This is a genomic window from Rhodoglobus aureus (assembly GCF_039527955.1).
GTDB lineage: Bacteria > Actinomycetota > Actinomycetes > Actinomycetales > Microbacteriaceae > Rhodoglobus > Rhodoglobus aureus.
This window is the reverse complement of record NZ_BAAAKW010000033.1, coordinates 13,623-35,397: the sequence shown is the minus strand read 5'-3', so window position 1 is coordinate 35,397 and position 21,775 is coordinate 13,623. Positions and strand designations below refer to the sequence as shown.

Genomic DNA, 21,775 nt, shown 5'->3' with positions numbered 1-21,775 from the left:
ATCGACCGGTATATTTGATCTAGTGAGTGCAACCTATCCCAACCGACCTCGCCGAGTGGTTCTTCCGGCGGCGGTACTCGCTGTGCTCGTGCTTCTTGTCGGCGCAGGCATCGTCGAAACTGAAATCTTCACCGTGGTTCGCTACGTGGTGAGCATTCTGGCCTTGATCTGCGTGGTACTCGTGGTGCAGGCGCGCCAATGGTGGTGGGCGATTGGTCTGGTTCCGATTGCGATTCTCTGGAATCCGGTGTTTCCGATTGAGGTTGCTGATACCCAGTTGTTCGCAGGATTGCACTACATCGCCGCGCTCGTGTTCATCGTTATCGGTGTCGCCGTTCGGGTCACAGATTCGTAAAGTCGAGCTTAATTCGCTCGAGTAGCGCATGATTGCCATTTTCTGCGTACACTGGGAACGCATCCCTTGAGACCACCAATCGCACCGCAGTTGGGTCTGGCTCACTCGAGTGGATGTTGTCACTCAGCATGAGGTCCCATTCGTGGCAACGTCTACGAGTCTGCGATCCATGTGACTGAGCCTTTTGCCTAGCGCCAGGAGAATAATTGACCAACTCGTCAAAGACCGATCCCTCGCAGCGCAACAAGCGACCCAAAAACTCTGGTCAGCGACAGGCAGGCGCTCAGCGTCGGCGTGCGCGGCCCGGTGACGATACTGGGGTAATCCCCGTACTCGCCCGTGCTGCCCGCGAAGTTGAAACCGCTGTGCAGAAGGGGCCGCTCAAGCCTTCCAACCGTGCACGCTTCCAAGTCGCTGCGCTACTGCTTCGCGAAGAGCGCGCCAGAGTCAAGATCGATGCGACGCTGTCGGACTCTGAACGAGCAAACGAACAAAAGCGCCTCGATGGCCTCGCCGGCATCCTTGCAAAAACGGCTGCACGCGACACCAGCTTGCTGTCAATGCTGGGGGAGGCCGCTCCGATCACTCCCGCAGCGAAAGCGCTGCGCCGTGATCTTTTGCTCGCCGCTGGCGTGGAGCTGAGCCCAGAAGAGCTGATCATTTCTGCCGAGCCGAAGCCTGTCGACAAACAGACTGACAAGCAGGTCGTTCCCGCATCCGTTCGTCAAATGCAGATGGCTAACCCGTTCTTGGCTCCCGATTTCAGCGCCGTGGCTGCTAAACCCGAGCATGGCAATCGTCTTGCCAACTGGGAACTCATCGACCCGCTGTTCCGCGCATTCGAGCACGGCTCCGGCGGAGGCGCTGCGTCAATGGAATTGCCAGAAGCATCATCGCTTCGCACCCGCGGAACCCTTGACCTCATGCGTCACCAAGCTCGCTTCGTCGAAGTTGTCAAGCAGGGGCACCGCACGTTCCTGCTAGCCGACGAGCCAGGGCTGGGCAAGACTGCTCAAGCGCTGATGGCGGCAGAAGCTTCAAACTCTTATCCACTTCTCGTAGTCGTGCCTAACGTCGTCAAAACCAACTGGGAACGCGAAGTAGAACTGTGGACCCCTGGCCGCACTGCGACTGTTGTGCACGGCGATGGCGACACTGTCGACGCGTTCAGCGACGTCGTCATCGTCAACTATGAAGTACTCGACCGCCACGTCGGGTGGCTCGGTCGTTTCGGTTTCAAGGGCATGGTCGTTGACGAAGCGCACTTCATTAAGAACCTCAAATCTGAACGCTCGAAGCATGTACTGAGCCTGTCGCGTAGCATCCGTGCCACCTACCCGAAAGCGCTCCTGATGGCGCTCACGGGAACGCCACTCATCAACTCGATCGAAGACTTCCGCGCAATTTGGCAGTACCTCGGCTGGATCGACGGCACCAAGCCGCTCGCCCCACTCATGTCGAAGCTCGAAGAGTCAGATCTCACCCCGGCAGACCCCGGCTTCTTTTCTGAAGCCCGACGCGCAGTTATCGATATGGGCATCGTGCGCCGCAAGAAAGTGGATGTCGCAGCCGACATTCCTGCACGGCGCGTCGCCGACATCCCGGTTGAACTCGACGACGATCTTGGTCGCTCCATTCGGGCCGCCGAGCAAGCGCTCACCGCACGCCTCCTCGATCGCTTCACTCGAGTGCGCAACCTCAAACCAGATGTCGCAGTCGAAGACCTCATCCGTGTGGTCGCGCATGCCGAGCTCGAAGAGTCCAAGAGCGCAACCACCGGTGAGAATGTCTTCACCATGGTGCGCCGTATCGGACAAGCAAAAGCAACGCTTGCCGCCGACTACACCGCGCAACTGGCCCGCTCGGTCGGCAAGGTCGTCTTCTTTGCGAAGCACATCGACGTGATGGACACCGCAGAAGCTCACTTCGCGAAGGTCGGCTTGAAATCAGTCTCCATTCGTGGTGACCAGAGCGCCAAAGCACGTCAGCACGCGATCGACTCGTTCGCCGACGACCCCGAGGTCTCGGTGGTCGTCGCGTCGCTCAGTGCCGCCGGTGTTGGACTGAACCTGCAGGCGGCATCCAACGTCGTTCTCGCCGAGCTCAGTTGGACTAACGCGGAACAGACTCAAGCTATCGACCGCGTGCACCGCATTGGTCAGGAACTTCCGGTCACCGCCTGGCGCATCATCGCCGCGCACACCATCGACGCGCGTATCGCTGAGCTCATCGATAGCAAAGCTGGTCTTGCGGCGCGTGCGCTCGACGGTTCAGATGAAGACGTCGTTGCGGAATCAAACATTCAGTTGCAGGCGCTGTCAGCGCTGCTGCGTGATGCAATCAAGAATTAGCAATCCGTTAAGAACTGCCTTTATGGCCTCTGGTCTCATTCTGCCTCGAATGGTCGCGAAGCGTAGACTAGAGGAGTGAGTGACACGCAGGTTTTGTCGTGCCAACCGTCAACGGAGATGAGAACCAACAGTTGAGCAACGCCTCTTCGCAGAACACCGCTACCCGCATCGAATCCGACTCGCTCGGCTCGCTTGAAATTCCGGCAGATGCCTACTGGGGAGTGCACACTCTCCGCGCAATGCAGAACTTTCCGATTACGCGACGTGCGATCTCCGTCTACCCCGATCTTGTGCGCGCGTTGGCGCATATCAAGCAGGCGGCAGCTCGTGCCAACGCCGACCTCGGTGTACTCGAGTCCAAGAAGGCGCACGCGATTGACACCGCGTGCCAGGAGATCCTCGACGGAGCACTGCACGCAGAGTTTTGTGTCGGCGTTATTCAGGGCGGTGCTGGTACCTCGACGAACATGAACGCCAACGAGGTCATCGCCAACCGTGCCCTCGAGATTTTGGGCCACAGCAAGGGGGAGTACTCCTTTCTGCACCCCATCGACGACGTCAACCGCAGTCAGAGCACCAACGATGTGTACCCCACTGCGATCAAGCTCGCGATGGTCTTCGGCGTTCACCGGTTGCTCGCTGAGCATGAATTGCTGTCTGGTTCCTTTGCGGCGAAGGGTCGCGAGTTCGTCAAGATCCTCAAGATCGGCCGCACGCAAATGCAAGACGCGGTTCCGATGACTCTTGGCCAAGAATTCACTGGCTTCTCGCACACGCTTGAGGAAGACCACGCCCGACTCACTGATGTCTTGCCGTTCATGAGCGAGATCAATATGGGTGCTACGGCGATCGGCACAGGGATTACAGCTGATTCTCGGTACGCAGAGGCGGTTCGACGCCACCTGACCGACGCCACTGGCATCGAGATGAAAACCGCGTTCGACCTGATTGAAGCCACGAGCGACGTGGGAATCTTCATGTCGCTGAGCGGCATTCTCAAGCGTTCCGCCGTTAAGCTTTCCAAGATTTGCAACGACCTCCGCTTGCTCTCGAGCGGCCCTCAGGCCGGATTCGGCGAGATCAACCTCCCGGCCAAGCAGGCAGGCTCATCGATCATGCCCGGCAAGGTGAATCCGGTCATCCCAGAGGTTGTCAACCAGGTCGCCTTCAGCGTCATCGGTGCGGATGCCACGGTGACTGCTGCTGCGGAGGCTGGGCAGTTGCAACTCAACGCTTTCGAACCTGTCATCGCCCACTCGCTGCTTCAGTCGCTGGCCTGGATGACGAATGCCTGCCGCACTTTGCGCGAGAACTGCATCGATGGCATCACCGCCAACGAGGAACGTCTTGCGGCACAGGTTGAGTCGAGCGTTGGAGTCGTCACTGCTCTCACGCCCTACATCGGCTACGCGGCGGCGGCCACTCTCGCGCACACGGCGCTCACGACCAACGCATCAATTGCGCAGCTTGTCGTGTCTGCTGGGCTGATGAAAGAAGAAGACGTTGCCCGGGTGCTTACTCCGGAACGTTTGAGCGGCGTTTCGCCCATGACTTCAGCGATAACTCTTCCCTGGTTGAACGAGGAAGAGTAACCGGCTCTGAACGCAGAAGACGCCCAGCCTCTCTCATAGTGAGGGGCTGGCCGTCTTCTTTCAGTAAGACAGTTTTTAGTGGTGCCGTGTGCTCGTTAGCGGAGCACGAGGAACCGAGCGTTACTTCTTCGAGGTGGTGACGTCGTTCTCCGATTCGTCGTCGTCGTCGAGGGGCGCGAGAGCTTCGTCGCGCGCCTTCCCCGCAGTGGTGAAGGCGCGATCGATCGCGCTCTCGCCACGCTCGCGAAGTTCAGCAGCGGTATGGGTGGCGTTGTCGCGCACGTCGCTCGCCGTGTGAGTCACACGACCAACGACATCCCGCGCCGATGTGGTGGCCCGGTCGGCGAGATCCTTAGCCGAGCCCTTAGCGGTCTCGACGAGATCCTTCGCAGAGGTAATGGCGGTCTCGGCGAACTCTCTGGCAGTTCCCGTAGCTGACTCTGCGACTTCACGCGTCGTCTCGGCGACATCCTTGGCGGTACCGGCAACGAATCCCGGTGTGGCCTTAGCAACGGCTTCAGCCTTGTCGCGCAGAATCGGCGCCTGTGTACGTGCGTAGTCTTCGACGCTCGTACGTGCCTTGGACACACGTGGGCTCTCCCAGAGTTGCGTTGCTTTGCCCTTCATCTGGTCGTAGCGTTCGCGCCCGTCGCGCGCTCCAACCACGTAGCCGAGGGCGATACCGAGTCCGAGCATAAAAAGTCTGGCGTTCATAGCTCCAGCCTACGGTGAGGTGACGACTCTCTCCACCTGTGTCGGGCGAGATCGCCATAAATGCATGCTTGCGTAGCTGCGCCACGGTGCCCAACGCGACGCGTACCGGGTCAACCCTGTCGCGGTAGCAGGAAGACCTAGTTCTCCCGCGCCTTGGCGAACAACGAGGTCGCTGCTGAGCATGATGTCTGGATTTCCGAGCACCCGCATTGCCATGTAGCCGGCTGTCCACGGGCCGATTCCTGGCATCGCGATCAACCTTGCTGTGAATTCGTCGACAGGAGTCGACACGTCGAGGTTGAGATCGCCGGATGCGAGCGCCTCTGCGACGGCAAGGATGCTCGCAACCCTGGTGTGGGGGCCGCGAAGCACCTCAGCGCCAGACTCTGCCAGGCGAGACGCTGTCGGAAATAACCCATCGCTGCCGAGTTCGCGCGCAACGCGGGCGAGAACCGTTCGCGCGGCCGCAACGGAAATCTGCTGACCGATCAACGTGCGAAAGAGGGTTTCCTCGATGTCGACGCTCCCAGGGAGGCGAATTCCGGGCACCTGCGTGACCGACGAGGCCAATGAAGGGTCGGAGGTCAGAGCGCGATCGATGGCGTGCGAATCTGCGTCGAGGTCGAAAAGGCGGCGTACTCGGGAAACGAGAGGCGCGACATCCGAAATTTTGGCTAACAGTGCCGTACACAAGATGCCTTGATCGATTAGCTGCAGACGCACTGTCGCAACTCCGCCAGGCAGGCGTAACGCTCGTTCAAGGCTGTTCTCGGTAGCCGTCTCAATGCCCTCGACCGCATGGTTCGCAAAGAACGTCATGAGACCCGCGCCATCGAACGGGGCGCGAGTCGGAAGCCGAAGGGTCAGGGTCGACGGTCGCTCCTGAGCAAGATGCGGATGTGCCGCCACGCCGCGCCGCGCGAGGGCGCGCAACTGGCTCGGCGTGGTTTCGTACACGGCCTGGATCGTGTCGTTGAACTGCCGGATGCTCGAGAAGCCAGCAGCAAAGGCGACGTCTGAGACGCTCAGCTCCGTTGCACTCAGGAGCGTTCGCGCAGCTTGGGCTCTGTGTGCGCGGGCCAGTGCAAGGGGGCCAGCGCCGAGTTCTGCCGACAGAACTCGGGTGAGGTGGCGGCTGGTGTAGCCCAGTCGGGCGGAGAGGCCAGGCACTCCTTCGCGTTCGACGACACCGTCGCCAATAAGGCGCATTGCCCGGGAGGCGAGGTCGTCGCTGAGGTTCCAGTCGGGGGAGCCGGGCACTGCGTCTGGCTGGCAGCGCTTGCAGGCGCGTAGGCCTGCTTCGTGCGCTGCTGCCGCCGTGCGATAGAACCGCACATTGCGCGGCTCGGGAGCGACAGCTGGACAGCTTGGTCGGCAGTAGATTCCGGTGGAATGCACGCCGGCGATGAACTGCCCATCGAAGCGGGCATCCCGTGAGCAGAGCGCTCGGTATTGTTCATCAAAGCTCAACGTGGTGGTGGGCATGACTCAAGCGTGCCATCTCCGACCGGCGCTGACCAGCGGAAATCAGACATCACTCATCCTGGGACAACGGTCGGCTACTGCTCGTCGCACTGTCCTGAAGTTGGGCGAAGCGACTACAGTCGCACCGTGGAATATTCGTGGACAGCACTCACCTTTCTCGCCGCCGTCTGGCTCATCGCGTTCTCAACGCAATTGGCCGACTACGCGACAGCGCGCTTTGACCACCTCCGACTCGCTCGCGCAGTGCGGACGCGTGTACGGCTGCATCCGGTTGCCTGGGTTGTTCCCGCAGCAGGTAGCGCGCTCGTAGCGGTTGCGGTTGGCGTGGATTGGAGTACGCGATCGTTCTTCGCCGGCCCCGGCAGCGTGCCCGCAGCTGTACTGATCGCTCTCAGCACTGTAGTTGTGCTCGTTGCTATCGTCTCGGTCATCACCGTCGTCGTGGTGCGGCCTCCAGCCGACAGCTACCGCCTGGTGCGTGACGAACTCATCGAGCTCGCCGATGTGCGCTTGCATCAGGATCAGGTCGATGAGTTTCACGCTCGCGTCGCCGCAATCGATGCCGCATCCAAAGATCGAAAGAGTTCGGATGCCGCAACGATTCCCGCAGCGTTGCAACTGCTTGTGCGAACGCCCCAGCGGTTGATCGCTCCCCTTATTTCGCTCGCGGTTGCGATTTCGGCACTCGTGCACATGGCGAATTACCCATCACAACCGTGGGTGTTCGTGGTAGCGCTGCTTACTGTCATTGCAAGTGTCACCTTCGGCATCGCGGCAGTCCGCGCATCATCGGCGTTGCGTACTGCGGTGCGTTCCACGCAGGACGTGTATCGCCGCGAGTTAGTCGGACTTATCGTCGAGGCCGAACGATCGTCGAAGAAACGCGTCGCGGGCCTTGGCGACCGGGTAGCACGTGCGTTGAGCATTCTGCGGGAGCAGCAAGCCGCGCAGTAGGCCTCCCCAGAGAGGTGCCACTCGCACGCTAGGGTCTTTCACATGACCGCGAGCGATCAACCTTCCGCGACTCCCGATTACACGGCATCGGCAGGTGTTACCGCTCAGCGGCCGATGCCGGCTCCAGCTGAGGTTGCTAGCGAAGCTCAGCAAAACCAGCTGCACTTTGGAGTACCTCCCCGTCGCGGGCCCGGCCTGCTTGTGCTCGGAATTTTGGGAGTTGTTGCTCTCGCATTCGTTTTGCTCTTCGTCGTCGTCTACGTGATTTCAGCAATCGGTACCGATGCTTTCGCGCTCGGCGGTGTCTTGGCGGTGGTACCGCTGGCCGTCGTATTCTTCACCGTGCGCTGGATTGACCGCTGGGAACCTGAGCCACGACTTGCGGTCGTCTTTGCGTTCCTCTGGGGTGCCGGCGTCGCTGTCTTGCTTGCTCTCATTGCTGGCGCTGAGATCGACAACGTCATCGCGGCCCTCGGCGGTCCCGGGCCGGGCTACGAGTTCTTCTCTGCCGCGATTCAAGCCCCGATCGTCGAAGAGCTAGGTAAGGCGTTGGGCATTCTCGTCATCTTCTGGGTCGCTCGCCGCCACTTTGACGGACCGATTGATGGATTGGTCTACGGGGCGTGGGTTGCTGGCGGGTTCGCCTTCACCGAGAACATCTTGTACTTCGGTTCTGAGCTTGTCAGCCTCGAGGGGGGCGGCGCTGGGCTCTTCCCAATATTCTTGGTGCGAGGCCTCATGTCGCCGTTCGCCCACGTGATGTTCACTGCGTGCACCGGAATCGCGTTGGGGTTTGCTGCGCGATCCACTCGTGCTTCCAGCAGGACGGGGATATTGGTGGCGGGGTTCGCTCTGGCGATTGGTCTGCACGCCCTGTGGAATGGTGCACTGTTCTTCGTCAACGACTTCTTCGGCTATTACGTCATCGTGCAGTTTCCCCTTTTTATGGTGGCCATCGTGATTGTTATCTATTTGCGCAAGCAAGAGGAGAAACTAACCTTCGATCGCCTCGCCGAATATGCGAGCGTCGGTTGGTTCAACCGTGACGAAGTGGCAGTACTTGCAACTGCGCGTGGCCGTCGACAGGCGCTTGTCTGGGCGGGTCAGAACAACAAGCGTGCTGCGATGCAAAACTACATTCAGGATGCGACGCGACTCGCGTTCGCCCGTCAGCGCATCATTACGGGGCGCGACCGCATTAGTGCAACCACTGACGAAGCGGTGCTGCTTGGTGCGGTTGTTGAGGCACGTCATGTGCTCACGGGCGCGAAGCATCCGCTACGGTAGTCGCCGATTCGTTCCTCCGCATAGTTTCGTGATTGACGGAGCGTCTTGGCGCCCACCGTATCGGCGATGCCGAGCAGCCGGCGGTGTTGTGCTGGATCCACTAGGTCGAATTCTTTAGGTGAGTAAACCAACAGCCATTTGTGGACAACGTCGACGTCATAGGGTGCTGCGTGAATACGTAGAGAGCGTCGCGCTCGTAGTGGCGTGGAGAATACAAAGTGAAGTGTTCGTTGAAGTCACCCTCGAGCTTCAACACCTGATCGCGAGCGAATGACTTGGGCAGGTTGCTGAAACCAAATAACTGGTTATTGGCGCGAGCATCCAACACCATGTGGGGAGGGCGCGGTCAAGTTCGAGTGCCATGAAACCCTAATTGTGGGTTCGGCGGTTCTTGCCGGAGCCGGTGACGTTGCGGTAATTGCCGTAGTCGAGGGGGGCAAAGGTGTGAGCCCGTTGTCCTCAGCAAATTTGTTCATGCGGTGGAAGCGTTGCCATGGACCGCCGTTGTGGCGCCAGGCGCGTACTCCCGCATAGATGGCGCCTCCGGCGACAGCCACCATGACAACAAAAAATAGTAGGACGGGGATAGCGGCAACGAGCGCGCCCTCAGAAATAACAGAGCTCACAACACTAGCGAGCGCTCCAATCATTTGAGTGCCAACAATGGCTAAAAAGAGCACTGCCACGACAGCGACGAGCGCGACCTTTGCCGCCGTCCCCAGCTGCGAGTAGCTGAATAGACCGCGGCGATTCGCTCGAAACTGGGAGACGGCTTGAGTGTCGATCGGGTAGATCAGCCCGGAGTAGTCAATAGAGCGAAGCATGCGCCATCGTATTGGGTGGCCGACGCTGGGTGGCCGACGCTGGGTAGCTAGCGGCAGGTAGCCCGTATCAAGACTCATCGCCCACCGGTGCGGCACTGCCTGCGACTCTGGTGAGCGATGAGTGTTACTGCTTTTAGCGTGCCACCAAGTTTCGCTGAGCGCAATAGTTGATCGGCGAATTCATAGTCAAAAACGGCGTACCATTGGAGGTCGCAATTTGGAGAGGAACCCGGATGTCATCGAGTGAACTTGCACGGGAACGGGACTACGTCCACGGCCTCTATCGTCGACTCGATTCACTTCGGGATGCGGCGCAGCAGCAGCTTGAGGCCGTGCGCAGAAGCGCTCCGGGCGGTACCCATCAGAACCGTTCTGAGCGCGATGCGTTTGCTCGCATCTACGAAGACCGGGTAGGTCAGTTGCGTGAAATTGACGAACGCTTGGCGTTCGGGCGACTCGAATTGGAACCCGAAAGCGACGACAGCGAGCGAGTGTTGCGCTATATCGGGCGGATTGGTCTTCGCGATGAAGAGCAGTTGCCCCTTTTGCTCGATTGGCGGGTGCCTCAGGCGAGAGCGTTCTACCAGGCAACCGCAGCAACTCCGCTTGGTGCACGAGCCAGACGTCATCTCCAAAGCAGCGGGCGCAACATTGTACGCATCGACGACGAAGTCTTTGATTCAGAGATTCTTGAGAGCGACGCGGTGTCGCTTCAGGGAGAGGCAGCGCTCATGGCGAGCCTCACCGCTGAGCGTACCGGCCGCATGGGCGACATCGTCGCGACGATCCAGGCTGAGCAAGATGCCATCATTCGATCCGAGCTCAGCGGCGCGCTCGTCGTGCAGGGTGGTCCGGGAACCGGCAAAACGGCGGTTGCGCTGCATCGCGCTGCCTACCTGCTGTATTCGCACCGCGAACGACTATCGACATCCGGTGTTCTGATCGTTGGCCCGTCACGCTCATTCTTGCGCTACATCGAAGCTGTTCTGCCATCACTTGGTGAGACCGGCGTGGTGCTGGCCAGTCTCGGGCAGCTTTTTCCTGGGGTGGATGCTCGACGCGAAGATATCGACGCGGTGGCGAGCCTCAAGGGTTCTCTAGAAATGGCTGCGCTCATTCGTCGGGCCGTTCGGGCTCGCCAGGTGGTGCCAACCGCAACCCAGCGCATGGAAATCAACGGCGAAATTCTTGATGTTCCTGCTGAGCTGATTCGTAGTGCGATGCAAAAAGCGTGGGATTCCCACAAGCCGCACAATCTGGCGCGCGTGACGTTCAATAAGGCGGCGATCGCTGCGCTCAGCCGCATGCTCGCTGATCAGCTCCGCTCGCACGGCAATACGATTGATGACTCCGACCAGAAATGGCTGCGCGAAGACATTCGTACCGCGCACGATGTCAAGGTTGCGCTTAACAGCGCATGGATGCCCCTCTCCCCTCACAAGCTTCTCAATGACCTGTACGCCCGCCCGACGTGGCTGCACAGCCTCACGCCGCGCTGGAGCCCCGAGGAGAGGCGGCTGCTGCTGCGCGAGCGCGATGCGCCCGTCACCATTAGCGATGTCGCGTTGCTCGATGAAGCAGCAGAATGGCTCGGCGAAGTGGATGTCGCCCATACGGCGGCTGAACACGAACATGCTCAGCAACGCAAGCGCGACCTCGAGAACGCGGCCGCAGCCATCCAGAACATGGGGGTTGAAGGCATGATCGATGCCGAGACTCTTGCCGACGGGTTTGAGGTAAAGGTAGACCGTGCCTCGACTGCCGACATTGCTGCGGCTGATCGCTCGTGGGCGTATGGTCACATCGTTGTCGATGAGGCGCAGGAACTTTCGCCTATGCAGTGGAGACTCTTGGGTCGCCGCAATCCGCTGAAGTCGTTCACAATCGTCGGTGACGTGGCGCAGGCAAGTGCAGCCGCGGCCGCGACTCGGTGGGATACGGCACTCGCAGCCCACGTTGGCAGCGCGTGGCGGCTTGAAGAACTCACCGTCAACTACCGCACACCGTCACAGATTGTTGCGGTTGCCGAGGCGGTCGCACTGGCACACGAGGTATCGATCACGCCGTCGCGCGCCGTGCGGGAGAGTCCGTGGCCCGTGGCGGTCACCGTGGCTACTGCCGAGAGGCGTTCAGCGAGTGTTGTTGAGGCTGTGCGAACGGATCGGGAAATTTCTGCTGACGGAACCATCGCGGTCATCGTGAGCGAATCGCTCACTGCTGAAACTGTGGGGGCGCTCACGAGCGAGTTCCCCGGCCAGGTCGGCGAGGGCGCTGCAGGCCTCAATAAGTCGATCGCCGTGCTGACACCTCGCGAATCGAAGGGCTTGGAGTTTGATTCGGTGGTTGTGGTCGAGCCCCAGCGCATCGTCGACGAGATCGCGCGCGGAGCCGCCGCACTCTACGTCGCAATGACTCGCCCAACCCAACGCCTCAGCGTTGTCGCTTCCGAGGGTCTTCCGGAAGGTATTCCGGTACCGAAATAGGGTGCTCCGACTGTTCACCCCCACTCGGGTAGGCCCAAAAGTGGGGGTTTCATGAACTTCTCAGGTTAGGCACTATGTATCTAGAAGTTGTTCCTCGGGGGAGGGACCTTCGCTCGGGAGCGAGTTTTCGCCACGAGTCGGGCCGGAGGCGGGGGAGCCTCCGGCCCAACGTATTTCTGCATGCAATTACGGGCATGTGAGAGCTGGAGGGTCTGCGTGTCGCAGAATCACGATCTTCGCGGCCGGATTGCTGGACAGTCAGCTATGGCCGCCGTCATTGAGGCGCAAGCGGGTCGTGCGCCGCGAGGACGACTGGCGCGCACTTTTGGTATTTCGCCTCTCACCGACGCAGGAAAAGCCCATTACCGCGGTGCGGTCGGCGAACTTCTCGTTGGTTCGATCCTTGATCAGCTCGGGCACAGCTGGGATGTACTCCACGGGGTGCCGCTTGGGCTGTCGTCGCTCGATCACTTTGCTGTCGGACGTGCAGGCGTCTTCGCCGTCGTCGTTGTCAATTGCCAGGGCGATGAAGTTGCGGTCAATGGTGACGAGCTCATTGTTGCTAAGAGCGTTAAGGCCAGCATTCTGGATGCGAGATCTGTGGCGGCAATTGTTTCTGATTCGCTGAGCGACGCTTTCGATAACCGAATCGCGGTGACGCCGGTGCTTGTCTTGGTGGAGCCGACCAAAGTCATAACGTTGCAGGCGCCCGACGACGTTCGGGTGCTCACCTCAATGCAGCTCGAACAGTGGCTCCTTGCCGCCCCCGCAGTGCTCACGGGCGAGGATGTCGCAAACATTTCGGGCGCAGCCGAGTCCAATGACACGTGGCCGCAACCTCAGCAGAGTGCGCGTAAGGCACGAAATCTGACACGGGTGTTCGTGCGCATCCATCACGATGTGCGTTCTGCGACGGTGAGGCGCTTTTTGTGGGTGGTTGCCGCGTTGATCGTCACTATTCTTTCGGTGTGGACGCTCGTGTCAATTTTGGCATCTGTTGTCGTTGGTTAGTTATGAGCTAGTTATGAGCTAGTTATGAGTTGGTCCTGAGTAGGTAGTGAGTTGCTAGCGAGTCGAAGGCTTTCCCTGACGAGGTAGGGCACGATTGATGAATGTTTAGGCGCCATCCGTATTTGAGCGCTGCCACGTTCGCGTATTTGGCCGTGGTGGCGTGGTTGACGTTGAGCCCGCAGGCGCCCGATCAGCGGGATGGGCCGCTCTGGCAGCTCGCGCTCTTTCTTGATCGGTTCTCTGCAACACAGTGGCTGACTTTTAATGATCTTGAATTCGTGGCAAATATAGCTCTGTTCGTGCCGCTTGGCTTGTTCTTTGTGTTGCTCGTGGGCAAACGGCAGTGGTGGCTTGCGCTTGCTCTGGCTATCGGGCTAACGGCAGGCATTGAGTGGGTGCAGCAGTTCATCCCTTCGAGAGTTTCTGATCCGCGCGACATCCTTTCGAACTCATTGGGCGCAGCTATTGGGGTCGTGATTACTCTTAGCGTTGCTGCGGCTCGCCAGCATGCCCACACCGTTATCCGTCGGCGACGCAATCAGCCGACGAGACGATAACGAAGATTCTTCAGAATTTGAGCGATCGGGACATACGCTGTGAGGATGTCTGGCGCACGCTGGTTTCTTCCGTACCTCACAGTCTCAATCGTGCACGTTGTCGGCCTTGCTCTTGGAGCTGATGACGCGGCACACGCCACCAAGTTCCTCTTGATGCCAGCGCTGATTCTTGCTGTTGTCGGTCGCGTTCGATTGCGGCTGCGCGCAGCGGAAGTCGCGCTGCTTGTCGCGTTAGCGTGTGCATGGATCGGCGATATTTTCAACCAGTGTCGCGATTGCGACCGGAGCGGTGCTGTTCTTGGTTGGCCAGCTATTGATTGTCGCGGGATTTCTGCGTGTGCGGGAGCGCTCGGAGGAGACTGCTAGCGTGTCTGGGTGACTTCAGAGCCTCCTCTAGAACCCGTTCACCGTCGTGTCGCTGTGGTTCCCGTAGTCGTGGCCCTTCTCGCGGTTCTAGCTTTCGCGGTAGTCGTGACGATTGTTGTCACTCTCGCGACTGCGACTGCACCGACTGGCGGCGCTCTACAGTCCGCTCCTAGCGCAACGCCATCGGCGAATGAGCAAAACAGTGCCGACCCTGAGCCGGCTGCTGTTGCCCCGACAGAGGAATCGACGGGTGCGCGCTGTGTGGACTTCACGGCAGAGGCCGACGCGCTTGATATCGACGAGGTTTCGGTTGCTCAGTCGGATCGCGACGAGCTGCTGGTCGAGTTCACCTTGACATCCGCACTCCCTGATGGCTCGGCGCTGCTGGGGCTGTATGCGGAGAGCTCGGATGCTGATCGCACTTATCAGTTCTCCATCGAACTTGAAGATGGTGAAATCGAGAGTGTTACCTCGTATGAGCTGAACAGCGACAAAAGTGATCGCATGGATACTGACGATGCAGAGGTCAGCGGCGCCGTTGTGCGCTTTGTCGTGGCGAGTAAGGTTGCCAAGAAGTTGGGCGGTGACTGGTCGTGGTTTGCTTTCACAACGCTGAACGAAACTTCAGTCGATGCGTGCCCGGGCGATCCTGGCGCGTTCGAGACGTTGAAATTTGAGCGCTCCGCAGGCTCGTCGGGCCGCGCTGAGCGCGATGACTAGCCGGGAATGCATGCCCCGCTTGACACTGCGCCGGTAAGCGCGGGTGCTTCATCCACAACGGGTTGAAGCTCGGTGAGGGTTAGCGCATAGCCCACGTTTGCTTGGTCGGCGCTGCGGGCAAAGACTGCTCCGACGACTTCACCGTTGAGGGTGAGTAGCGGGCCTCCAGAGTTTCCCGGATTTACTTGCCCGGCAAGCGTGTAAACCTCGCGAGGGGAACCGCCTGAACCATAGATATTGGGGCTGTTGGTGACGCTGATGTGCTGCACCAGCGCCGCATCGACCGTGATGGGGCCACCGTAGGGATAGCCCTCGATTGCAGTACTGGTGCCGGGGCGTGCTGCGGCGCCCATGGACAAGGCGTCAGACGTGAGCCCTGGCACGGCGATTACCGCAAGGTCATCGCGTGCGTCGAAGTAAACAATTGTTCCGGTGAGCACCTGGCCGTTGAGTGCCTCGATGACGGGCCGTTCGGTGCCAGCCACGACGTGAGCATTCGTGACAACTCGTTCGTCAGAAACGACAAACCCTGTTCCGGTCTGAGCTTGTCCGCACGCGTAGGCGTTGCCGGTAATTCGCACAACGGATTCGGCGGCAGCGGCAAGAACAGCGCTGTCGGTATCGATTGACGGTATCTTTGCGCCACCGGTTCCCAGCTCAGAAGTGAAGAATGGCACGCCCTTGTCGGCGAGCACAGTGCGCAGTTGCGCAATTCGCACTTCCACGTCGGTGGGCGTCAAATCTTGAATCGTGCTGATGACAGCCGAGCCCGCAATCGTGCGAGACAGCAAGGGCGACCCGAGCTGAGCGACGCTGAAACTTACGGTTGAGACGATGAGCGCGGCAAGAATGCCGCTCGCAATGCCGCCTGCGACTCGATCGATTCCTCTCATCCTGCTGGTTTCGAGATCGTCACGGAGCGCTCGAGCGATTGCGGCACCGACTGCATGACCGATCGCGATCAGGACGATTGCCGCCACAATGGTGAGCGCGACGCGCAGCTGTGGCCACGGGATTGAGATCGATATTGTTGGTGCGAGCAGCACCGCAGCAATGACTCCCGCTACGATGCCGGCGATCACGAAGACGCTGCGGGTGAGTCCGATCGAGATACCGTACGCCACGTAGCCGAGCAGCAGCGCAATAAGCAGCAGGTCGAGTAGCGGGGCAACGTTCACTCCTTAACCCTAAACCGCCGTTTACCTCTCGGCGCCGGATTGGGAGGAAGCGCACAACCGAGATATTCTCTGCGGGAGGCGTGTGGGGGATCAAGTGAGTGGTATTGAGCGTGACGATAGCGCCGAAACGGTGTCAGCGGCGGGCGCAGAAGGTGCGGCCGGTTTTGGTTCTTCCATGGCAGCGTGCCTCCGAGCACAGGCAGTTCGCGAGCCACGGAGCGCGCTGGCGACCGCCTTTGGCACAAATCCGCTCTCCGCCGCAGCGCGCGAGTTCTATTCGAGCGCGCTCAGCGAATTAGAGACAGCGGTTGCCCTCGCGGCGTTGGGCTCCGACTGGATGGTGGCGAATGCAACCCAGACCGCCGACGATCATGTCGATGAGGACCACATCGTGCTGGGTCCTTCGGGCACTTTCTTGGTGTGCAGCAGGCAACATCCTCATGCAAAGATCGTGACTGCTGGGCGCATGATTATGGTGAATGGTCACCGAGTTGAGTACGTTCGGGATGCCTTGGTCGGCGCAGATCGTCTGACTGCGGCCCTTTCGCAACTCGGCGCTGGCTCGACAACGGTTCGTCCGCTAGTGGTAATTGGCGGTGCGTCGGGAGTCATTTACGGCAACAAGCGCCCCCCGGTTCCGGTTCTCCAGCTCGGGGAACTCGTCAGTTGGCTTCTTCATGAATCGACTGTCTATTCAGCGAGCGAAGTACAAGCTCTCGTTGCTGTTGCGGGCCAACTCGGGTCGTGGCAGGTTCGCCCGGCGGCAGGCAGCGCGAGTGTGCGGCTCACTGCACGTTTTGAACGACTTCGTACTGAAGTGGATGCTGCCCGCCAGCGATACCGTTTGTGGGTTGTCGCTGGGGGCGCGGCTGCGATCGCGGCAACAGTCACCATGGTTGTTGTTGCAGCCCCGGCGATTATCGGGTTGTTTGCCGGGTAGCTCGGTGGAGTAGTCCTGCGGGGCGCCCTATTCTGCTAGAATCTCAAGGTTGCCGTCTAACGGCCGCGGATAAAGAGAGCTCAAGCATTCAGCTATGGGCACCGCGCAACGACTAGAGAGGGGATCACCTTATGGCTCTTGAAGCTAGCATCAAGAAGGCGATCATCGAAGAGTACGCAACCCACCCAGGTGACACTGGATCCCCTGAGGTCCAGATCGCGATGATGACTCGTCGCATCCTCGACCTCACCGAGCACCTCAAGATGCACAAGCATGACCACCACTCACGTCGTGGGCTGCTTCTTCTTGTTGGTCAGCGTCGTCGTCTGCTGGGTTACCTGCAGAACGTTGACATCACGCGTTACCGTACGCTGATTGAGAAGCTGGGACTGCGCCGCTAGTCGACTCGTCACACTTACCAAAGGCCGTCATCGCAATGCGATGGCGGCCTTTGTTGTTGGCGGGGTTAGTGCAGCACTCAATGAGCGCGGTCGAGTGCTGCAAATAGCCAGCATTAGACCGCATTCGGCCGAGGTAGTGCGCCGTTAGGCTGCGGCTCCCGCTGTGGCCTCTTCTGCGGCCTTGTTCTTGCGGGGGAGCGTAAGCAGCGTGGAGACGCTGACGGCGATCATCAGGATCGCGCCGATGGCGACGAGCGAGACGAGGTCGGCTGCGGGCAGTACGAACATGGCGACACCGGCAGCCATGGAGACGATTCCACTGACCCAGCCGAACCAGCGGGGGTGGACGGTGCCGCGAACGCCGCCGACGAGGTCAATGATTCCTTCGAGAATCCAGCCGATTCCGATCACGAGCGCGAGCGCGATGAGCGACTGGAACGGGTTAGAGAGGCACAGAATGCCCGCGATGACGATCAGCAGCCCAAGGATGCCGGTAACCCAGCGCATGGAGAAGTCGAGGTTGTTCGCGAGGGAGGCGGACATGATGCGATACATGCCAGAGGCAATGAGGTAGATACCGAAGAGCACCGCAACGGTCAGCATGGTTGCTCCCGGGAACAGCAGACCGACGACACCCAGTACGAGACCGATGACGGCCACGGCCATGAGCTGACCGCGGTGTGCGCGCAGCAGTCCGGGGAGTAGGGTCTCGGCCGAAGTGGAGCGGGAAGTCATGCTGTCAGACGAGCTCATGAAAGTCCTAACCGGTGTGGTCAAATGGTGCGTGATCTGCCCATTCTTCCAGCTTCTGGGTGCGAATGTGCAAGAACGACGCACCCGTTAGGCTCGATATATGTCGCGTCGTGTTACTTACTCTCAGCTCGGTGGGCCTGATGTGCTCACAATTTCCGAAGTTTCTGAACCTCATGCTGGTGAAGGCGAAGTGCGGGTGCGGGTGAAATTTGCCGGCATCAACCCGTTCGACTCCAAAGTCTTTAGTGGTGCATCCACTTCGACTCCGCAGAATGTCACGTTCCCCAGCGGCAACGGCAACGACTTCGCTGGTGTTGTTGATGAGATTGGCGAGGGTGTTACCCAGTGGGTGGTCGGCGACGAGGTTCTCGGTGGCAAGGGTTTCAGCGCTCAAGCTGACTACGTGGTGGTTCCTGCGGCCAAACTCGTTCGCAAACCAGCGGCTCTCAGCTGGGAGCAGGCCGGCGGCCTCGACATTGCTGGTCGCACCGCTTGGGCCAGCGTCGAAAGTCTTTCTCTGACGGCCGCAGACACCGTGCTCGTCAGTGCTGCTGCGGGTGGCGTCGGCGTGATCGCTGCACAGCTGGCCAAGCTAAAGGGTGCGAAAGTAATCGGCTCCGCCAGTGAATCGAACCATGAATTTTTGCGGTCGCTCGGCATCCACCCCGTCACCTATGGTGAGGGAATGGTCGAGCGAATTCTTGAGATCAGCCCCGAAGGCATAACAGCTGCGTTAGATAATAACGGGCGCGAAACAGTGGATGCCGCTCTCGCGCTTGGTGCTCTGGCTGGCCGCATCAACTCGATCGCCGACTATTCCGCTCAGCAGGAATACGGCACAACGGGCGTTGGCGCTGCCGGTGCAACCCCCGATGATCTCGGGGCTCTCGCCGCACTCGTTGCTGCGGGTACCGTGCAGGTGCCGATCGAGTCGGTGTTCCCGATCGATCAGGTATCGACGGCCTACGCAAAGCTCGTCGAGGGTCACTCGCGGGGAAAGATTGTGCTCGCACTTTAAGCTGTTGGTCAGTTTAGGCGCCTTCTTGAAACTTTTTTGAGATTGATGCATCCAAATTGGGTGCTCAGCCAGAAGTACTCCATGTCAGGCGAATTACGCCCGAACATGAGAGGACAAGAACAGTGCGAAACAAAATCCTTGCCGGCGTCGCTGTCGGCGCGATTGCCGCAGTAGGCGTCGCCATCCCCGCAAACGCAATCTCCGACTCCAGCGCGGACCTGTACGTACTTCACGCTGTGCCAGGACTCACGGTCGACGTGTACGTCAACGGTGACCTCACGCTCGACAACTTTGAGCCCAGTGATCTCGCTGGTCCCCTTGACCTGCCCGCTGGCACCTACACGGTAGCGATCACCGCAGCGGATGCCGCTGACGACTCGTCGCCCGCCGTTGGCCCGATCGATCTCGTGCTCGAAGCCAACATGAGCTACACCGCTGTCGCTCACTTGGATGCTTCTGGTGACCCCACAGCGAGCCTGTTCACGAACGACCTGAGCACGATTCCTGCCGGTGAGGGAAAGCTCACCGTGCGCCACACGGCTGCGGCCCCCGCCGTAGACGTGCTTGCGAACGGTGCGGCTGCCTTTGAGAACCTCAGTAACCCTGATGAAGTGAAAGCGAATCTTCCGGTCGGAACTATTTCGGCTGCTGTTGCGCTCACGGGAACCACTGACCCGGTTATCGGGCCGGCTGACGTGACCATCGCCGAAGGCGTCAACACCATCGTGTACGCCTGGGGCAGTGCCGCTGACGACAACCTCACTCTCGCAGGATTCGCAGCGACTCGCCTCACGGCCGCTCGCGCAGCGAAGTAGTCACCGGCACTAACAACACTGAACAAACAAGCACTCACATACCTCAGCAAGGAGAACGTCATGGCCGCGAGATCCCTAGGCCTCGCGGCCATGGCGCTTCTTCTTGCTGGTTGCACGGCAACATCAGCACAACCGATAGCTCCCGATCCGGGACCGGCTCCGCTACCGACTGCCGTCATCGATGTACCGCGTCAGTCGAGTGAAATTGCGCCGGTAGAGCGAGTTGCAGCACCGGTTCGAATCCAGATTCCTTCCGTCTCTATCGACATCCAGATCACTCCGGTCGGAATCGAGGCGGACGGCTTCATGCAGATTCCCGAAAACATTACGGTCGCCGGCTGGTACAGCTATGGGCCCTCACCCAGCAGTGACACGGGCTCAACAGTGATAACCGCCCACGTGGATGACTTCGTTCAGGGGCTTGGACCGTTCGCTTACCTCTCGGAGATGCCCGCTGATGCCGAAATAATCGTGACGACGGATGATGGGGTAGATCACCGCTACCGCCTGGAGTCAGTGCAGAGCATCCAGAAGGAGCAAGTTCCGCTCGATCAGGTATTTGATCGGGATGGGGCCCCGCGAATTGTTCTTCTGACGTGTGGTGGACAGTTCGATCAGAATGTGCGGAGATATTCTGACAACGTCGTAGCGATTGCGAATCCGCTGTGACCACAACCAACCGGAGAGCCATGACCGACGAGGATCTAGCCAACGAAGCGCGCATCACGCACGCTTTCGTTGCTGGAGAAGAATCGGCGCTCGCGGAGACGCCGAAGATGTCACTCAGAAAGTCTTTGTATCGGCCTGGACTGTTCGAGCAAGTTACAAGCCTGAGCGCTCAAGTCTCTCTGCGTGGCTTGTAGGAATCACCAAGAACAAGATCGCCGATACTCACGAAGCAAGGGCGCGTGTGCGCAGACTTCAGGAAGAGCTCGCAGCGACAACGTCGAGAAGAGAGCCGATTGTGGAAGACTTCGATCTGGCTGACACTCTGATGGTGGCCGACGAAATCGCCCGTCTTGAACCGGATGCTCAAGCAATTATGCGACTGGCATTCTTCGACGATCTCACACACAACCAAATAGCAGACCGCCTCGAACTACCTTTGGGCACGGTTAAGAGCCATATCCGGCGAAGTCTGCAACGGATGCGAACACGATTGGAGGAGGCCTATGCGACACGTTGATCCTGAGGTGCTTGCGCTGCTTGCCCTCGGCGAGCAGGTTGCCCTCCCTGACGACAGCGGGCACATTAGCGAGTGTGAGCAGTGTCGACGCGAGATTGAAGTCCTGACGCGTGCGGCAATGGTTGGTCGTTCGACGTTCGACGCGGGCGAGTTGCTCGATTCACCAGCGCGGGTGTGGGAGCGTATCAGTGACGAGTTAGCTCTGAGCCCTGAAGCAGCGACGCTGCCAGGTGCAGCATCCACTGCTGTCGTGGTCGAGGACGCTAGCCAAGTCACCGGTGGCGCTATAGTGCATTCGCTTGAGAAGAAACGCCGTCGTCCTTGGGTTGGAGCACTCGCGGCGGCAGCCTCTCTGGCTCTTGTCGCTGCAGCCGGTTCAGCGATTTGGTTGACGTTCCAGCCGGCCGAGCAGCCGATGGTCCTTGCGAGCGCAACTCTTGATGCGTTCCCGGATTGGGCCGATTCGACGGGCGAGGCAAAGCTTGAGCAACTTCCAGATGGTACGCGAGTTATCGAGGTGAAATTCGATGCGCCGGCAACAGCGGACGGTTATCGCGAAGTGTGGCTAATCACCTCGGATGCCTCGGCTCTCGTGAGCCTCGGAATCGTTGAGGGCACGTCGGGTCAGTTCACGGTTCCCGACGGTCTCGATATCGATCGCTACGACCTCGTAGATATCTCGGAGGAACAGTTCGACGGCAACCCTGCGCACTCGGGTGATTCGATCGTGCGGGGTCAACTTACCGACAACGCTTAAGCGGTCTCTGATCCGCGTGTTGACGAGC

The 21,775-nt window shown here is 59.8% G+C and carries 22 protein-coding genes; 17 read left to right on the top strand and 5 right to left on the bottom strand.

Features of this window, described 5'->3' with window-relative positions; translation table 11 throughout:
- Positions 1 to 22: 22 nt before the first annotated feature.
- The 3 genes from ABD112_RS09970 to ABD112_RS09960 all read left to right on the top strand — a co-directional run bounded on the left by ABD112_RS09970 (position 23) and on the right by ABD112_RS09960 (position 4,298).
- Entirely contained in the window at positions 23 to 355 is a 333-nt protein-coding gene (locus ABD112_RS09970) for a DUF6804 family protein (RefSeq protein ID WP_343925481.1), read from the top strand.
- 206 nt (positions 356 to 561) lie between these two features.
- Positions 562 to 2,706 (top strand): DEAD/DEAH box helicase, encoded by a 2,145-nt coding sequence (locus ABD112_RS09965; protein ID WP_343925480.1) that lies wholly within the window; start codon positions 562 to 564, stop codon positions 2,704 to 2,706.
- Positions 2,707 to 2,804: 98 nt separating this feature from the next.
- Positions 2,805 to 4,298, top strand: a complete 1,494-nt coding sequence (locus ABD112_RS09960) for an aspartate ammonia-lyase (RefSeq protein WP_343925479.1) — start codon at positions 2,805 to 2,807, stop codon at positions 4,296 to 4,298.
- Between the two features lie 120 nt (positions 4,299 to 4,418).
- Here the strand turns inward: ABD112_RS09960 and ABD112_RS09955 are convergent, their stop codons facing one another.
- Positions 4,419 to 5,012: a protoporphyrinogen oxidase gene (locus ABD112_RS09955; RefSeq protein ID WP_343925477.1), complete on the bottom strand. Its 594-nt coding sequence runs from the start codon at positions 5,010 to 5,012 to the stop codon at positions 4,419 to 4,421.
- Between the two features lie 9 nt (positions 5,013 to 5,021).
- Positions 5,022 to 6,497: an AlkA N-terminal domain-containing protein gene (locus ABD112_RS09950; protein WP_343925475.1), complete on the bottom strand. Its 1,476-nt coding sequence runs from the start codon at positions 6,495 to 6,497 to the stop codon at positions 5,022 to 5,024.
- Positions 6,498 to 6,623: 126 nt separating this feature from the next.
- On the opposite strand from ABD112_RS09950, the gene ABD112_RS09945 reads away from it, so the two are divergent.
- Positions 6,624 to 7,451, top strand: a complete 828-nt coding sequence (locus tag ABD112_RS09945; protein WP_343925474.1) for a hypothetical protein — start codon at positions 6,624 to 6,626, stop codon at positions 7,449 to 7,451.
- A 42-nt stretch (positions 7,452 to 7,493) separates the two neighbouring features.
- Positions 7,494 to 8,738: a PrsW family intramembrane metalloprotease gene (locus ABD112_RS09940; RefSeq protein WP_343925472.1), complete on the top strand. Its 1,245-nt coding sequence runs from the start codon at positions 7,494 to 7,496 to the stop codon at positions 8,736 to 8,738.
- A gap of 305 nt (positions 8,739 to 9,043) precedes the next feature.
- On the opposite strand, the gene ABD112_RS09935 is transcribed toward ABD112_RS09940, so the two are convergent.
- A complete protein-coding gene (locus ABD112_RS09935) occupies positions 9,044 to 9,562 on the bottom strand; it encodes a hypothetical protein (protein WP_343925470.1) in 519 nt (172 codons plus the stop codon).
- 233 nt (positions 9,563 to 9,795) lie between these two features.
- On the opposite strand from ABD112_RS09935, the gene ABD112_RS09930 reads away from it, so the two are divergent.
- The 5 genes from ABD112_RS09930 to ABD112_RS09910 all read left to right on the top strand — a co-directional run bounded on the left by ABD112_RS09930 (position 9,796) and on the right by ABD112_RS09910 (position 14,699).
- Complete coding sequence (locus ABD112_RS09930) at positions 9,796 to 12,045, top strand: HelD family protein (protein ID WP_343925469.1); 2,250 nt, start codon at positions 9,796 to 9,798, stop codon at positions 12,043 to 12,045.
- A gap of 216 nt (positions 12,046 to 12,261) precedes the next feature.
- Positions 12,262 to 13,056: a nuclease-related domain-containing protein gene (locus ABD112_RS09925; protein ID WP_343925468.1), complete on the top strand. Its 795-nt coding sequence runs from the start codon at positions 12,262 to 12,264 to the stop codon at positions 13,054 to 13,056.
- Between the two features lie 122 nt (positions 13,057 to 13,178).
- On the top strand, positions 13,179 to 13,613 hold the full coding sequence (locus tag ABD112_RS09920; RefSeq protein WP_343925466.1) for a VanZ family protein: 435 nt from the start codon (positions 13,179 to 13,181) through the stop codon (positions 13,611 to 13,613).
- Positions 13,614 to 13,658: 45 nt separating this feature from the next.
- Positions 13,659 to 13,979, top strand: coding sequence for a hypothetical protein (locus ABD112_RS09915; protein ID WP_343925464.1), 321 nt, complete (start codon positions 13,659 to 13,661; stop codon positions 13,977 to 13,979).
- A gap of 9 nt (positions 13,980 to 13,988) precedes the next feature.
- Complete coding sequence (locus tag ABD112_RS09910; protein ID WP_343925463.1) at positions 13,989 to 14,699, top strand: hypothetical protein; 711 nt, start codon at positions 13,989 to 13,991, stop codon at positions 14,697 to 14,699.
- Here ABD112_RS09910 and ABD112_RS09905 read toward each other — a convergent pair.
- Positions 14,696 to 15,877, bottom strand: coding sequence for a MarP family serine protease (locus ABD112_RS09905; RefSeq protein WP_343925461.1), 1,182 nt, complete (start codon positions 15,875 to 15,877; stop codon positions 14,696 to 14,698). The two genes, ABD112_RS09910 and ABD112_RS09905, sit on opposite strands and share 4 nt — an antisense overlap.
- Positions 15,878 to 15,971: 94 nt before the next feature.
- On the opposite strand from ABD112_RS09905, the gene ABD112_RS09900 reads away from it, so the two are divergent.
- Both ABD112_RS09900 and rpsO read left to right on the top strand, forming a co-directional pair.
- A complete protein-coding gene (locus tag ABD112_RS09900; RefSeq protein WP_343925459.1) occupies positions 15,972 to 16,817 on the top strand; it encodes a hypothetical protein in 846 nt (281 codons plus the stop codon).
- Positions 16,818 to 16,948: 131 nt separating this feature from the next.
- Positions 16,949 to 17,218: a 30S ribosomal protein S15 gene (rpsO, locus tag ABD112_RS09895; RefSeq protein ID WP_009771894.1), complete on the top strand. Its 270-nt coding sequence runs from the start codon at positions 16,949 to 16,951 to the stop codon at positions 17,216 to 17,218.
- Positions 17,219 to 17,362: 144 nt separating this feature from the next.
- Here the strand turns inward: rpsO and ABD112_RS09890 are convergent, their stop codons facing one another.
- Complete coding sequence (locus ABD112_RS09890; RefSeq protein WP_343925454.1) at positions 17,363 to 17,953, bottom strand: HdeD family acid-resistance protein; 591 nt, start codon at positions 17,951 to 17,953, stop codon at positions 17,363 to 17,365.
- Between the two features lie 118 nt (positions 17,954 to 18,071).
- On the opposite strand from ABD112_RS09890, the gene ABD112_RS09885 reads away from it, so the two are divergent.
- From ABD112_RS09885 to ABD112_RS09865, 5 genes are all read left to right on the top strand, one after another.
- Positions 18,072 to 18,989, top strand: a complete 918-nt coding sequence (locus ABD112_RS09885) for an NADP-dependent oxidoreductase (protein WP_343925452.1) — start codon at positions 18,072 to 18,074, stop codon at positions 18,987 to 18,989.
- 122 nt (positions 18,990 to 19,111) lie between these two features.
- Positions 19,112 to 19,804 carry a DUF4397 domain-containing protein gene (locus ABD112_RS09880; RefSeq protein ID WP_343925450.1) on the top strand — a complete coding sequence of 231 codons (693 nt, stop codon included), beginning with the start codon at positions 19,112 to 19,114 and terminating at the stop codon, positions 19,802 to 19,804.
- A 60-nt stretch (positions 19,805 to 19,864) separates the two neighbouring features.
- Positions 19,865 to 20,473, top strand: a complete 609-nt coding sequence (locus ABD112_RS09875; RefSeq protein ID WP_343925448.1) for a class F sortase — start codon at positions 19,865 to 19,867, stop codon at positions 20,471 to 20,473.
- Positions 20,457 to 20,990, top strand: coding sequence for an RNA polymerase sigma factor (locus tag ABD112_RS09870; protein ID WP_343925446.1), 534 nt, complete (start codon positions 20,457 to 20,459; stop codon positions 20,988 to 20,990). The genes ABD112_RS09875 and ABD112_RS09870 overlap by 17 nt, the downstream gene beginning before the upstream one ends.
- Complete coding sequence (locus ABD112_RS09865) at positions 20,977 to 21,747, top strand: anti-sigma factor (protein ID WP_343925443.1); 771 nt, start codon at positions 20,977 to 20,979, stop codon at positions 21,745 to 21,747. The genes ABD112_RS09870 and ABD112_RS09865 overlap by 14 nt, the downstream gene beginning before the upstream one ends.
- Positions 21,748 to 21,775 lie beyond the last annotated feature (28 nt).

Excerpts from the sequence above, each read along its gene's own strand:
- ABD112_RS09950 (WP_343925475.1), bottom strand. The coding sequence starts at position 6,497 with ATGCCCACCACCACGTTGAGCTTTGATGAACAATACCGAGCGCTCTGC.
- ABD112_RS09875 (WP_343925448.1), top strand. The coding sequence starts at position 19,865 with ATGGCCGCGAGATCCCTAGGCCTCGCGGCCATGGCGCTTCTTCTTGCT.
- ABD112_RS09930 (WP_343925469.1), top strand. The coding sequence starts at position 9,796 with ATGTCATCGAGTGAACTTGCACGGGAACGGGACTACGTCCACGGCCTC.
- ABD112_RS09865 (WP_343925443.1), top strand. The coding sequence starts at position 20,977 with ATGCGACACGTTGATCCTGAGGTGCTTGCGCTGCTTGCCCTCGGCGAG.
- ABD112_RS09955 (WP_343925477.1), bottom strand. The coding sequence starts at position 5,012 with ATGAACGCCAGACTTTTTATGCTCGGACTCGGTATCGCCCTCGGCTAC.
- ABD112_RS09935 (WP_343925470.1), bottom strand. The coding sequence starts at position 9,562 with ATGCTTCGCTCTATTGACTACTCCGGGCTGATCTACCCGATCGACACT.
- ABD112_RS09885 (WP_343925452.1), top strand. The coding sequence starts at position 18,072 with ATGTCGCGTCGTGTTACTTACTCTCAGCTCGGTGGGCCTGATGTGCTC.
- rpsO (WP_009771894.1), top strand. The coding sequence starts at position 16,949 with ATGGCTCTTGAAGCTAGCATCAAGAAGGCGATCATCGAAGAGTACGCA.
- ABD112_RS09940 (WP_343925472.1), top strand. The coding sequence starts at position 7,494 with ATGACCGCGAGCGATCAACCTTCCGCGACTCCCGATTACACGGCATCG.
- ABD112_RS09890 (WP_343925454.1), bottom strand. The coding sequence starts at position 17,953 with ATGACTTCCCGCTCCACTTCGGCCGAGACCCTACTCCCCGGACTGCTG.
- ABD112_RS09915 (WP_343925464.1), top strand. The coding sequence starts at position 13,659 with ATGTCTGGCGCACGCTGGTTTCTTCCGTACCTCACAGTCTCAATCGTG.